A 13,730-nucleotide genomic window follows, 5' to 3' on the forward strand; every position below is an offset into this window, starting at 1 on the left:
TTCGCTACCCCAACGGTGAGGAAGACTCACCCGGACTGGTGGGGAGTTTTGATTCCAATGAGGGAGTAATCACATGGCTACACGCAAGGCAATGATCGGCCTTGTCGCCGTCGCAGCGACCACAACGTTGCTGTTGTCCGCATGCTCGGGCGCTAGCACAGACGCGTCCGGCGGAGATAGCGACGAGGTTGCGGGGGACATCACGTTCCTCACCAACCGCACTGATCTGCAAACCGATGGCACCTGGGACGCGTACATTGCGGAGTTTCAAGAGGTGTACCCCGACGTGAGCGTGACGGTAGAAGGCCTCACGAATTACGCCGATGATGTCGCCACCCGTATGAGCACACCCAACGGCTACGGAGATGTACTGCTCATCCCGGATAGCGTGCCTGCTGACCAGTTCGCAGACTTCTTCGATCCCTTGGGCGCTGTCGATGATCTCGCTGAGACCTACCGCTTCCAGGCAACCGCTAGTTTTGACGGTCAGCAGTACGGAATCGCGTTGGGCGGAAACGCGAATGGTGTGCTGTTCAACACGGAGGTGTTCGAGGCTGCCGGGGTGGAGGAGCTCCCCAAAACTGAAGATGAGTTCCTCGACGCGCTGCGCGCCATCCAGAACAACACTGAGGCAACCCCGTACTACACCAACTACAAAGACGGATGGCCCCTCGGTGGGCAGTGGTCGAACAACATCGGCGGCGTGACCGGTGATCCTGAGGCGCAGAACCTGATGGCCAACGACGAGTCGCCGTGGGTCGAGGGAACAGACATCTATGCGATCGATTCTTTGCTGTACGAAATTGTGGCGGAAGGATTGAATGAGGCCGATCCGCTGACGACAAACTGGGAGCAGTCGAAGAACGACTTCGCGACCGGCAAGATCGGAGCGATGGTTCTCGGGTCGTGGGCAATTTCGCAGTTCCAGGATGCTGCCGCTGACGCAGGCGCCTCGGAAGACGTTGTCGGGTTCATGGCTTTCCCCGCCACGGCAAACGGCCAGCAGTTCGCCACAATCGGTGGTGACTACAACCTCGCGATCAATGCGAACTCGTCGAGTAAGGCCGCGGCACGCGCCTGGATTGACTGGCTCGTCGAGGAGTCCGGTTTCACCGACACGCAGGGCATGATCTCCGCGGTCAAAGCCGCGCCGTTGCCGTCCAACCTGAGCTCCCTGTCGGATGAAGGTGTCGAGCTCCTTGAGTCGGCTCCGGCGCCGCTGGGTGAAGAAGGTCTCTTTAACAGCATCGCCGATGAATCTCAGGTCGACATTTGGGGCAACATCTACCGGCAGAAGCTGATCGACATCGCGCGCGGACAGGCCGACGGCGACAAGAGCTCTTACTTCAGTTCGCTCAACGAACGTTGGGGAGCCGCGGTAGCTGAACTCGCAGGCTAGTCACCTTCCATCCATCAACATTGCACGGCTGACCCCGAAGGGGGTCGGAGATCACACCAAGGAGCACCGTGTCTGTATCAAGCGCAGGACCTGACCCGGTAGGAATCTCCGGCCCCCTTCACGGGGTAGCCATGAGCAAGCCGGCGACCGGCAAAACTCGAAAACTTCGACGTCGCAAGGACCATGGCGGACCAGTCGGCCAGAACCACCTGGCGCGAGTGAGTCCCTACCTATTCATCGCCGCGGCTGTGGGGCTGCTTCTCTTACTGACATATCTTCCCGCGGCCAACATGCTGTGGTACAGCCTCAACGACTGGAATGGCTTCGGCCCCGTCGATGAGTTCATCGGCATAGACAACTACGTTCAGGTGTTCACGAACCCCGAGATATTCTCGGTCTTCTTCGTGAGTCTCTACTACTTCGTGGGCGCGTTCGTGCAGATGGCGATCGCCTTGTACTTTGCCACGATCCTCAGTTTCAGCACACGCTTTTCGAGCTTCTTCCGCGGCGTCATCTTCTTCCCGTACCTGCTCAACGGTGTCGCCGTCGGCTTCGTCTTTTTGTACTTGTTCCAGCCTGGCGGAACTCTCGATACGGTGCTCGCGTGGTTCGGTTTGCAAGATCCTCCGCAATGGCTTGGCGATGCATCCATCGCCAACTTCTCCCTGGCAGCCACTTCGGTCTGGCGTTTCACCGGACTAAACTTCATTCTTTTCCTCGGCGCGATCCAGTCGATCCCCGCTGAGCTGTACGAGGCGGCGGACATCGACGGCGCCAATCGCTGGCAGCAGTTCCGGTACATCATCCTGCCCGGCATCCGCCGCATCATCGGCTTGTCGTTCATCCTTGCCGTCGCGGGGAGCCTGTCGGTGTTTGAAATTCCGTTCATCATGACCGCTGGCGCAAACGGGACCGCAACGTTCGTTATTCAGACACTGCAAACAGCCTTTAGCTACCGACAAGTCGGGCTCGCCTCGGCGATGGCGGTCGTCTTGTTGATCATCGTGCTGGTGGTCACGTGGATACAACGACGAATCTTCCCTGACGAGAAAGTTGAATTGTCATGACTCGCGCACTACCCAGCGTGCTCAAATACGTGTCGCTTGTCGTCGCTGCGATCGTGGTGTTGTTGCCGCTGTCAGTCGTGCTGTTCGCCAGCCTCAAGACCCGTGAAGAATACGCCACTACGGGGCCACTGACACCGCCAGCCAACTGGTTCAACTTCGGCAACTTCGTGGATGCCGCTGTCCAGGGGGATATGGTCGCTGGCTTCGTGAACACCACGATCATTCTGGTTATCTCGCTCACGGGAACCATCTTTATCGGCACTATGGCCGCGTACGCGGTTGACCGGTTCGCATTCCGTGGGCGCGGGTTGGTGATGGTGCTCTTCCTGATTGCCACGCTCATCCCAAGCGTGACCAGCCAGGTGGCAACCTTCCAGATCATCAGTGGCCTCGGGCTCTACAACACAAAAGCAGCACTCGTGCTCTTGTTTATGGGCACGGACATCATCGCGATTTACATCTTCATACAGTTCATGCAGTCGATTCCGGTATCGCTTGATGAAGCAGCCATGCTCGATGGTGCAAACCGGTGGACCATCTACTGGCGGGTAGTGCTTCCGCTTCTCAAGCCCGCCATCGCCACGGTGGTGATCATCAAGGGCATCGCGATTTACAACGAGTTCTACCTCCCGTTCTTGTATCTCCAATCGGAGCCAGTAATTTCGACCGCGCTGTTTCGCTTCAAGGGTCCGTTCGGCGCGCAATGGGAGCTTGTCGCAGCCGCCACCATTCTCGTTATCGTCCCGACCGTTATCGCCTTCCTGTTCCTCCAGAAATGGATCTACAGGGGCCTCGTAGCAGGAGCAGTCAAGTGACCGCAATCACGCCCCTCGTCAATTCGCTGACCCGGCGAACGCTCAGCACTGGATGGGACGTGCGCGCCGCCGCCGGACCGACCGAAGTGGGTACGCAACGTGTTGCGGCCGCAGTTCCTGGAGTCATCCATCTCGACCTTCTGTCGGCTGGCCTCATTCCGGACCCCTATGTGGACGAGAACGAGTCAAAACTTTCATGGATCGGGCTCGTCGATTGGACCTACGAAACGGTCCTTGACATCACGCCAAATGAACTTGCAAGTTCTCAACGGCATGAGCTGGTTTTCGAAGGACTCGACACCGTCGCGTCCGTAACCGTCAACGGGGTGCTCATCGCTGATGTCGCAAATCAGCACCGGTCGTACCGTTTCGACGTCACCAACCTCCTCAGCGTTGGTGGGAACTCATTGGTGGTGGCTTTCCGCAGCCCCGTTCGCCATGCAAACGCGCAGAGTGTGGCGTTGGGAACTCGCCCGCGTCCGTACCCGCTGCCGTTCGACGCGATCCGCAAATCGGCGTGCAGCTTCGGCTGGGACTGGGGCATTGCCACGTTTGCGAGCGGAATATGGCGGCCAGTGCATCTCGACTCCTGGTCGGCTGTTCGGCTAGACGCGGTCGACGTCCACGCGTCGCCCCACGGCGATGGTGGCACAGTCACCGTGGTCGCACGCCTCGCACGCACCGACGACATCGCCGCTACGCTTGCGGTCACAGTGGCGGGATGCACCGAAATCGTCGAGATTGCCGCCGACGCTCGAGAAGCGCACATCACCGTCGAGATCGCCGACGTTGACCGTTGGTGGCCCGCGGGATACGGCGAGCAGCCGCTGTATGACGTGAACATCGAACTCGCCGTCGGTTCGAGCGTGCTCGATCAGACATCTCGACGTGTCGGGTTCCGCACCCTGCGGTGGAACACTGAGCCCGACGCTACGGGCACGCCATTCCAACTGATTGTTAACGATCAGCCGGTGTTTGTGAAAGGCGTCAACTGGATTCCCGATGATGCTTTTCCGAGTCGAGTGGATGCGGGACGCTACCGTCGACGGCTTCAACAAGCGAAAGACGCCCATCTCAACCTCATCCGCGTCTGGGGCGGCGGAATATACGAATCCGAAGACTTCTACGACGCCTGTGATGAGCTAGGGCTGTTGACCTGGCAGGACTTTCTCTTCGCATGCGCTGCGTACTCGGAAGACGAACCCATACGGTCCGAAGTTGAGGCAGAAGCACGAGAGAACGTGCGCCGCCTTGCACACCGCGCCTCGCTCGCGTTGCTCACCGGCAACAACGAAAACCTCTGGGGCTACGAAGACTGGGGATGGAAAGAGCGACTCGACGGAAAGTCATGGGGCAGCTACTACTATTACGAGCTGTTTCCGACCATCATCGACGAACTCGCAGCCCATGTCCCTTATGCGCCAGGAAGCCCTTTCAGCCCCGGCGGGCAGCACCCGAATGCCGAAGAACACGGCTCGATGCATCTGTGGGAACAGTGGAATAGACGAGACTGGCCGACCTATCGCGACCACACACCCCGGTTTGTTGCGGAGTTTGGTTGGCAGGGACCTCCAACATGGACCACCCTCACTGAAGCAATCCATGACGAACCCCTGACGCCCGAGTCACCCGGGATGATCGTCCACCAGAAGGCGGTGGACGGCAACGTCAAGCTCGCCACGGGATTGGTGGGCCATTACCGGGTGCCCGAAGACATGGAGACTTGGCACTGGGCTATGCAACTCAATCAGGCCAACGCAGTGACGTGCGCTCTCGAGTGGTTCCGTTCGCACGCACCGCACACCACCGGTGCAGTGGTGTGGCAGCTCAACGACTGCTGGCCAGTGACCTCGTGGGCGGCGATTGACGGTGGTGGACGAGAAAAGCCGCTCCTGTTCGCGATCAAGAATGCCTTCGCTCCTCGGAACGTGTCTATCCAGCCACGTGGGGACCGCCTGTTCGCTACCCTCACCAACGACACCGCAACGGAGTGGAACGGCGACGTTGTGGTCAGGCGACGTCGGTTCGACGGCAAACTCCTCGCGGAACAGTCCTGGTCGGTCGGCGTGCCCGCACGTGGGAACATCACGGTCGACGTTTCCGTCGCGCTCGGCGAGCCCAAGAACGCCGGAGGTGAGGTGTTGACGGTGGAGGGCATGGCTACGCGCGCATTCTGGTTCTTCACGGAGGCTCGCGACAGCGCGCTGACAGATCCCGGTCTCAGCGCGTCAGTCACCCGCATCAACGAGACAGCATTCGACGTGACGATCACAGCCACTGCGTTGGTGCGCGACCTCACACTACTCATTGACAAGATCCATCCTTCAGCACGTGTCGACGCTGGACTGGTCACCCTGCTTCCGAACGAGTCGGTGGTCTTTCGGGTCACGGGCTTGTCGAACTTGGATGCTGACGCTGTGCTCCGTCCCGAGGTTGCACGTAGCGGCAACCAGCTGGTGGCGAAGTGACTGTGCTCGCGGTTGGCGACCCGCCAATTTGCGGGATGACATGGGGGTGGGTAGGCACCCGCGGCACGTGGGCTACTGAGTCAGCGCGAGAGTCTATGAGTGCGATGGCGAAGCACTCCGTAACGTGGACGGCATTGGCATACGCAGCGCTGCAACCCACCCCGTTCTCGACCGAGATCGACGTTGACGCTCAGCCGACGGTGACCGACGACGAGGTCATTTGGGCTATACGTGAAGCCCATTCGCTGGGCCTGAACGTGTGTCTGAAACCTGTCGTCAACGTCGGCGACGGTACCTGGCGCGCGCACATCGGCTTTTTCGACTGGGACGTCCCCGGCGAACCCTCGTGGACTCAGTGGTTCCAGGCCTACACGCGCTTCATCGTTCACGCGGCGAGAATCGCGGAGGCCGAAGGATGTGCAATGCTCTGCATCGGTTGCGAGATGGTGCGAGCGGACGGCCAGGAACAGCACTGGCGTCAGCTCATCGCAGCGGTTCGTCAGGTCTACAGCGGCATCCTCACCTACAACTGCGACAAGTATCAGGAGGACCACGTCTCATGGTGGGATGCCGTAGACGTCATCTCATCCAGCGGCTACTACCCCATCGATACATGGGAACAGCAGCTCGACCGTATTGAGAAAGTCGTCGCTCAGGCTGACAAACCATTCTTTTTCATGGAGGCAGGGTGTCCCTCGAGGGAAGGGTCGCCAATGTTGCCCAACGACTGGAATCTGAGTGGAGCAGCCTCGGAGGAGGCCCAGCTTGAGTATTACCGCGAGATGTTCCGGGCCTGTCGTGCCCGGGATTGGGTGGGCGGGCTCATGTTGTGGGACTGGCCAGCCCAGCTCTACTCCGCCGATGCCGCCGCAAGAAACGACGACTACTGCCCCTACGGCAAGGTTGCCGCTGAGTTCATGTCGCAGCAATACGCAACGTGGACGGGCGAAGCCAAGTGATTGTTGCCAGGCCGCACGTCAGCTTTCTTGCGATAGACGCAGGTCAGACGGGGATCAAGGCACGAGTCTCGCGCGCGGACGGCCAAACTGAGGACTATCTGTACCCAGGAGTTCGCACCAACGAGCCGCTGCTGCCGCAACTTGCGCGTGTCACAGAAGCCATCCACGCGGGCTTGCCAGAGTCGTTCGAAGCCGTCGCCTACGGCGTATCTGGGCTCACGGGGGCCGATTCGGACGCACGCTCTATCTTGTCGCTGGTGGATCGGTTCGGGGTCCGAGAGGCGCACCTGGCACATGATTCGGTAACTTCGTTTCTCGGTTCGCTTGGGCATCAGCACGGAGCGGTGATCGCAGCAGGAACGGGTGCGGTCACTCTCGGGGTTGGTGCCACTCGCGTCGCACGCGTCGATGGCTGGGGCAACATCATGGGCGACGCTGGCAGCGGCTATTGGATCGGCCGCCGTGCGCTAGAGCTCGCGATGCGCTCATATGACGGACGTGAGGTGCCGACGGCGCTCGTCGACATTCTGCGGGAGCGATGGCCCGATATCGAGGACGCATACGTCGACCTGCAATCTGACCCCGACCGGGTGAGCATTGTCGCGTCGCTCTCCGAAGCGGTCACGAGCCTTGCTCCAACCGATCCCATCGCCGCACAGATCACCGCGGAAGCCAGTCACGAGCTTGCGCACTCTGTGCTGACTGCGCTTGCGAGCGTTCAAGGGCCTCAAAGTGATCGCGAGTTGGTCACCGCCATTGGCGGCGTGTTTCGTTCCGAGTCGATTCGCGCACGTTTCGAAAAATTGGTGACTCAGGCGCGGCCACAGGCGCACATCGAACCAGCGCGAGGGAGCGGGTTGGACGGTGCCGCGAGTCTGCTGACCTTGCCACCACAGCATCCACTGAGCGCCCACGTGCTGGTCGCGAGATCCGGCTGAATTCGAAACGTCCGGGTGCTGGCGCCTGGACCAAATGTGCGGCACCCGCCGCGCAATCCTGCAACAAAGGAGGTCAATGATGACACGAACACCCACGGTTGCCCGGCGGCTTGGAGCAATGCTGCTCGCAAGCGTCGTCGCTCTCGGAACGCTCGGGGTCGCTGCGCCGGCGCAAGCCGCGCAATCATCGTCACAGTTTGTGACGGCAAAATCAGGCAAGTTGCAGCTGGGTGGCAGAACTTTTGAGTTCGCCGGTACGAACAACTATTACCTGGGGTACAAATCTGAGCTGATGGTTGACAAAGTGCTCGACGACGCGTCTGCTGCAGGCTTCGATGTCATTCGCACGTGGGGCTTTCAGGACTTTCAGAATCCAGACGGCTCAGGGTCCGTCCATCAGAACTTCGAGGGCACCTGGTACCAAGCCTGGGACGAGAGCACCGCTCGCCCGGTCAGCAACGACGGCGAAGACGGCCTTCAAAAACTTGACTACGCAATCGCTGCTGCGGGCGAACGAGGTCTCCGGCTGATCATTCCCTTCGTTAACAATTGGAACGCATTCGGAGGGATGGACCAGTATGTGCGCTGGGCTGGCCTTGACACGCACGCCGACTTCTATACCGATGAGCGGATCCGCGGCTGGTACAAAGACTGGGTCGCGACACTGCTCAATCGCACCAACTCCATCTCCGGGCTCGCGTACAAGGACGATCCGACGATCTTGGCGTGGGAACTCGCCAACGAGCCTCGATGCACGGGGGCCGGAGTGTATCCGGACGGCGAATGTGACGCGAGCACCATCACCATGTGGGCTGACGAAATGAGCCGCCATGTGAAGTCGATTGACAGCAACCATTTGCTGTCGGCGGGAGATGAAGGCTTCTTTTGCAGAGCGCAGAACAAGTGGTCTCTCACCAAGAAGTACGGCGAATCGGGCTATGGAGCCGGTTTCGGAGAAGACTGCGCCGATGGTGTCGATACCGTGGCGCTTGCGTCATTGACACACATCGACATGATGTCGATGCACCTATATCCCGATCACTGGAAGGTGTCGACCGACTGGGGCACCGGGTGGATCAAAGAACATGCCTTGGCTGCAGCAAAAATCGGCAAGCCGGTCTATCTCGGTGAGTTCGGAGTCATAGACAAGGCGACCCGCATGCCGGTCTACGAGGAGTGGTTGCGCACGATTCGACTGACCGGAGTCGACGGTGCGCTCTATTGGATACTCTCGGCAGAGCAGGACGATGGCACCACCTACGCTGACTACGACGGGTTCACCGTCTACTGCCCCAGTCCGGTTTGCTCTCTCATCACTGCGCACGCCAAGCTCGTACCCTTCACGCTCTCGGGAACGAGAACGCTTCTTCAAACAATTGCCGACAACGATGCCGTCACGATCGAGCGAGATACCGAGATTGAAGTCGATGTCCTGGCCAACGACGTCTCGCTGTCACTGCCGGTGCGCGCTTCGACGCTCGACCTTGACCCCGCAACCCGTGGCCGACAGACGAGCATCACGCAGCCTGCCGGAACTGCTTCCCTTGGTCCAAACGACATGGTGATCTTCACGCCTACTACGGGATTCACCGGCGTTATAGACGTTCCATATTCGGTTAGCAACCGGATCACTACTTCGACGGCTACGCTGACGATCACGGTGCGGCCAGCACCGGGGGATCCCGAAGTGCTTGCTTCGTGGGAGGCAGGACTCGAAGGATGGATGGCAGCCAGCTGGCAGAGTGACCCGGGGCAACTCAGCACCGGCGCAGCAGGCGCAACCGATGGAGCATCTGCGCTCCAAGTCATATCGAACGGTGCATGGTTCGGCTCGCCAGCAGACAGCCCCACTCTGGATCTCTCCGCGCGCACCTCGATCGAGTTCGATGTCACGACCGGCATCGTCGGGAGCAGCGTGTCGGTCGCCGTCCGTCATGGCGAAGCATGGAGCTGGTGCCAGTCGCCATGGACATGGGTGCCAGAGAACACCGCTCAGACAGTTGTTGTGCCGCTCGATACGTTTGGCTGTGCAAGCGCAGAGCTTGCAAACGTGCATGACGTGCTCGTCTTCTTCAACGCGGGCAGTTACAGCCTCGATCGACTCACCATTCGGTAGGGGACAAAGGGGTGGATGCTGAGGCTACCGACATCCACCCCTTCGGCAAGGTTGCCTGACCACTGCATCGCTAGATTCAGCCAGGAAGCGTAGGGTTCTGAAGTGACTTCTGCCCCAGGTGAATCATCTCGCGTGACCATCAGCGACATCGCGGAGCGTGCGGGCGTTTCTATCGGGGCCGTTTCTTTCGCACTAAACGGAAGAAAGGGCGTCTCGGAGACGACCCGCGAGCGTGTGCTGCGCATTGCAGACGATCTAGGGTGGGCACCTGCCAGCGCGGCGCGTTCGCTGGCGGAATCTCGCACCGAAACATTCGGCATGGTGCTCGCACGTGATCCCGGCAACCTCAGCGTCGAGTCTTTCTACATGCAATTCCTGGCGGGGTTGGAATCGGAGCTTGGGCAGCGAGGCTACGGTCTATTGCTTCAGGTAGTTTCGAGCCGCGAAGACGAACTTGCGACACTTCAGAAGTGGCGTCGGAGCCGACGCGTAGATGGCGTGCTTCTCATGGACGTCACAATTGACGATCCCCGGGTCACGCTTCTATCGCAGCCGGGCTCTTTGCCCGCAATTGTGGTGGGAGATCCCAGCGTCGCTGGCAACCTGTCATGTGTCTGGACTGACGATGCCAAGTCGATGAGGGACGCAGTTCGTTACTTAGCCGATCTCGGGCACACCGCCATCGCCCGTGTGGGCGGGTTGCCGCATTTCGCCCATACCCGAATTCGCGATGACGCTTTCATGTCGGAGATGCGCCAGCGGGGTCTTGACCCGACGCTACTGCGCACCGATTACACCGCGGCGGAAGGCGCGCGCGCGACACGGGATGCGTTGGGCGCAGGGGTAGCGCCGACTGCATTTGTGTACGACAACGACATCATGACTGTCGCTGGGCTTTCGGTGGCGATGGAGTTGGGTAGACGCGTTCCGGACGATCTGTCGCTAATCGCTTGGGACGACTCAGTGCTGTGCGAGCACACCTTTCCTCAGCTCACTGCCTTGAGCCATGACGTCGTCGCCTTCGGCGCCCACGTAGCCAGGCGCTTGTTCGGCGTTGTCGATGGCGCTCCTCGAGGCGAGCACAAAGACTCGACGCCGTTGTTGCGCCCTCGCGCGTCGACCGCACCGCGAAAAGCCGCCGACTACTAGCAGCTAAGGAGCCGTACCCTCCCAGAGGGTTGAAGTCAAAACGTCATGCTGACCACGATGCGGGTTTATGCGGTGCCAGGAAGTAGTCGCGTAGCCGCTCGCAAAGCTCGACTTACCTCCCACTCGAGAACATGCCCCCGTCCTGCCAGACTGACCTCTGACGCGTACGCGTGCTACCGGCTAGGTTGTCGGAATGGAATTATCTTGGGCACGCTCCTTCGTCGCTGTGCACGAACTCGGGGGATTTGGCATCGCCGCCCGATCTCTTCATCGTTCACAGTCTCGGGTGAGCGCCCACATTGCTTCACTTGAGATGCATGTCGGAGAGCAGCTGTTTTTCCGTGATGTGCATCCTCCTGCGCTCACGCCCGCTGGACTAGCATTCTTGCCCCACGCACGTGCTGCTCTCGCGGAGTGGCAAGCGGCCGTAGCAGCGGTAGCAGCGGGCCACGGCCAAGTGCACGGTGAGGTCAGCATCGGCAGCGTGCCTAGCGTAAGTGCAGTTTTCATTGCGCCCCTCATTGCACGCTTTAGAGTGCTACACCCTCAGGTGAGCTTCGCGGTGCACGAGGGGCCCTACACATGGTTGTCGGAGGCGCTGGCACATCGCACAATTGAGCTCAGCATCACCCCTGTGAGTGGCGAGCGTCCTCTCGGCATTGAGCAACGCGTCCTGCTGACGGACCCCTTCAACGCGGTAGTCCCGCGCGATCATCCTCTCGCTCGCAGGGGAGAGCTAGTACTGAACGATTTGGCTGGCCAACCCGTCATCACGACGGGCGAAGCGGGACTGGACGCACGGGTCGGAGGTGAGTTTCGTCGAATGTTGGACGACGCGGATATTGACAGAGAAAGAAGCTTCGCGGTGACTCAGCCAACTTCGGTCTACGCACTGGTTCGCGCCGGTCTCGGGATCGGGGTCCTGGGCAGCTTGGCATCTCGTATCGTCCAAGATGATGAAACTGTGGTGCTGCCGATTCGCGCAAAGCACGCGTCGCGTCGCATCGCATTGTGCTGGGCGTCAACGCGCCGCATGTCGCCGGCGGCGGCCGCATTCGTCGCTGAACTCGATCAGATGATTGGGGCGGAAATCACGGAAGAACGGCTCTGGCCCGCTTGACGCGCTCGGCACGCAATGCCGGATAGTCGACTGAGTGAGCTCAAAGCAACGCGCTATCAATGCGCAGCGTCACCCGTCCAAGACCCACCGATAGGCAAGCGTATTGGTGGGTCTTCGTGAAGATTCGTAGGTTGCTGTAGAGGGTGCTGTCGGCCGTGTCATCACAAGTCTTGATCATCTGCGATGCGGATAGGTGGCTTCCGCATTACGCGTTGGACAGATGGAATAGCCATCCGTACCGTAGTCATAGGTCGGAGTTTCGACCAGTGCAATCACAGCGCACCAATCAAGGGAGATTACAAATGATTCGCAAAGCGCTTTTCGCGGCGGTGGGTACGGCAGCCGTCGCAACCGTGGCACTAGTCGGGTGTTCCTCTGGCCTGTCCCCGACAGATTCTGGCACTGACCCTGCGAGCGGGGTGACCTGGCCCGAACCCACTACCGACCTGACCGGTGTCGAGCTGACTATGTGGGCCGCACAGGCGAGTGCGACCATCGCCGACGGTGTGATCGCTGATTTCGAAGATGAGACTGGTGCGAAGGTGGACGTCGTCGTCGTGCCCGACCCGTACGCGCCAAATGTGCTGACCAAGCTTGCAACGGGCGACAAACCCGATCTCATGTTCTGGCAAAGCACTCTTTCGGTGCTCAATTCGATTCGCGCAGACGAGACGCTGCAGGATTTGTCGACTGCCCCCTGGATTTCGGCTCTGAACGAAACAAACAAGAATGTTGGCGTCGTCGATGGGGTCCACTATGCGGCGGTCGTGCAGCCGATCGGCACGATCGGCATCTACTACAACAAGCAGGCTTTCGAAGAGGCCGGCATCACCGAGATCCCGACGGCCTACGACGAGGTGATCGACGCCGCCGAATCATTGAAGGATGCAGGCATTGCGTCGCCAATCTATGAGGCGGGTGGCGCAAAATGGCCAACGCAGTACGCCGTTCAGGGCCAACTGTCCGGCCTGATCGAAGACGGGCTGTGGGACGACATGAACAAGAACGAAGCGTCGTTTGCGGATCCGGATATCGTCGAAATCATCAGCGACTATAACGAGATATTTACGTCTGGCCTCGGAAATGAGAACTACCAGACAGCGACATTTGACGATCAGAACACCGCTCTCTACAACGGCGACGCCGGAATGGTTATGGGTGGCCCATCAACTGTCAACGCGCTCGTCAATAACTATGACGGGGCAGACTTGGATGAGCGCGTCGGGTACTTTGCAGCCGGACCGTCTGGGCCCATCGCACTTCAAGTTGGCGGTCAAGAGAACACTGTAGTCGCGCCCAAATCGGGGGACGAGACACGAGAGACAGCAACCCGTCAGTTCCTGTCGTACTGGACGGGGCCAGCCTACGCGGACTACCTCGACGACAAGGGGTATCTCTCGGCCCAGACCGACGTACCGTCGCCGGACAGTGCTACGCAACTGGCCGAGACAGTGAACAACTGGCCGTCCACGCAGTTGAGCATGCAGGAAGGTGCGGTCGCAAACCCGGATCTCTACATCAATCTGGCGTCGATGCTGGTTGGGACCGCCACTCCTGAACAAGTGGGGCAACAGACGGCTAGCCAGTTCAGCCAGATTGCTTCTGCCCAGGGAATCCCCGGGTTCTAGCGGATTGGGAGTGGTGGTGCGCCTCTGTCACGACCACTCCCGGTTCGCCAACTGCTTCACCAAACACCGAG

The 13,730-nt window shown here is 59.9% G+C and carries 10 protein-coding genes; all 10 read left to right on the plus strand.

What is annotated here, in order from left to right; translation table 11 throughout:
- Positions 1–73 precede the first annotated feature (73 nt).
- The 10 genes from WDU96_RS03380 to WDU96_RS03425 all read left to right on the plus strand — a co-directional run bounded on the left by WDU96_RS03380 (position 74) and on the right by WDU96_RS03425 (position 13,659).
- Positions 74–1,399: an ABC transporter substrate-binding protein gene (locus WDU96_RS03380; RefSeq protein ID WP_337337074.1), complete on the plus strand. Its 1,326-nt coding sequence runs from the start codon at positions 74–76 to the stop codon at positions 1,397–1,399.
- Between the two features lie 131 nt (positions 1,400–1,530).
- The gene (locus WDU96_RS03385) at positions 1,531–2,466 is read left to right on the plus strand and encodes a carbohydrate ABC transporter permease (protein WP_337337075.1); all 936 of its coding nucleotides are present in this window, start codon (positions 1,531–1,533) and stop codon (positions 2,464–2,466) included.
- The gene (locus tag WDU96_RS03390) at positions 2,463–3,281 is read left to right on the plus strand and encodes a carbohydrate ABC transporter permease (RefSeq protein WP_337337076.1); all 819 of its coding nucleotides are present in this window, start codon (positions 2,463–2,465) and stop codon (positions 3,279–3,281) included. Before WDU96_RS03385 ends, WDU96_RS03390 begins: the two co-directional genes overlap by 4 nt.
- Positions 3,278–5,749, plus strand: a complete 2,472-nt coding sequence (locus tag WDU96_RS03395; protein ID WP_337337077.1) for a glycoside hydrolase family 2 protein — start codon at positions 3,278–3,280, stop codon at positions 5,747–5,749. The genes WDU96_RS03390 and WDU96_RS03395 overlap by 4 nt, the downstream gene beginning before the upstream one ends.
- Positions 5,750–5,784: 35 nt before the next feature.
- Complete coding sequence (locus tag WDU96_RS03400; RefSeq protein ID WP_337337078.1) at positions 5,785–6,708, plus strand: glycoside hydrolase family 113; 924 nt, start codon at positions 5,785–5,787, stop codon at positions 6,706–6,708.
- A complete protein-coding gene (locus WDU96_RS03405; protein ID WP_337337079.1) occupies positions 6,705–7,646 on the plus strand; it encodes an N-acetylglucosamine kinase in 942 nt (313 codons plus the stop codon). Before WDU96_RS03400 ends, WDU96_RS03405 begins: the two co-directional genes overlap by 4 nt.
- Positions 7,647–7,725: 79 nt before the next feature.
- On the plus strand, positions 7,726–9,762 hold the full coding sequence (locus WDU96_RS03410; protein ID WP_337337080.1) for a cellulase family glycosylhydrolase: 2,037 nt from the start codon (positions 7,726–7,728) through the stop codon (positions 9,760–9,762).
- 102 nt (positions 9,763–9,864) lie between these two features.
- The gene (locus WDU96_RS03415) at positions 9,865–10,911 is read left to right on the plus strand and encodes a LacI family DNA-binding transcriptional regulator (RefSeq protein WP_337337081.1); all 1,047 of its coding nucleotides are present in this window, start codon (positions 9,865–9,867) and stop codon (positions 10,909–10,911) included.
- 193 nt (positions 10,912–11,104) lie between these two features.
- Positions 11,105–12,031, plus strand: coding sequence for a LysR family transcriptional regulator (locus tag WDU96_RS03420; RefSeq protein WP_337337082.1), 927 nt, complete (start codon positions 11,105–11,107; stop codon positions 12,029–12,031).
- Positions 12,032–12,450: 419 nt separating this feature from the next.
- The gene (locus tag WDU96_RS03425; protein WP_337337083.1) at positions 12,451–13,659 is read left to right on the plus strand and encodes an ABC transporter substrate-binding protein; all 1,209 of its coding nucleotides are present in this window, start codon (positions 12,451–12,453) and stop codon (positions 13,657–13,659) included.
- The last annotated feature ends 71 nt before the right edge of the window (positions 13,660–13,730 follow it).

The sequence above is a fragment of the Microbacterium marmarense genome, assembly GCF_037204165.1.
In the GTDB taxonomy this organism is placed as follows: Bacteria; Actinomycetota; Actinomycetes; order Actinomycetales; family Microbacteriaceae; genus Microbacterium; species Microbacterium marmarense.

Excerpts from the sequence above, each read along its gene's own strand:
- WDU96_RS03390 (WP_337337076.1), top strand. The coding sequence starts at position 2,463 with ATGACTCGCGCACTACCCAGCGTGCTCAAATACGTGTCGCTTGTCGTC.
- WDU96_RS03410 (WP_337337080.1), top strand. The coding sequence starts at position 7,726 with ATGACACGAACACCCACGGTTGCCCGGCGGCTTGGAGCAATGCTGCTC.
- WDU96_RS03400 (WP_337337078.1), top strand. The coding sequence starts at position 5,785 with ATGACATGGGGGTGGGTAGGCACCCGCGGCACGTGGGCTACTGAGTCA.
- WDU96_RS03420 (WP_337337082.1), top strand. The coding sequence starts at position 11,105 with ATGGAATTATCTTGGGCACGCTCCTTCGTCGCTGTGCACGAACTCGGG.
- WDU96_RS03380 (WP_337337074.1), top strand. The coding sequence starts at position 74 with ATGGCTACACGCAAGGCAATGATCGGCCTTGTCGCCGTCGCAGCGACC.
- WDU96_RS03385 (WP_337337075.1), top strand. The coding sequence starts at position 1,531 with ATGAGCAAGCCGGCGACCGGCAAAACTCGAAAACTTCGACGTCGCAAG.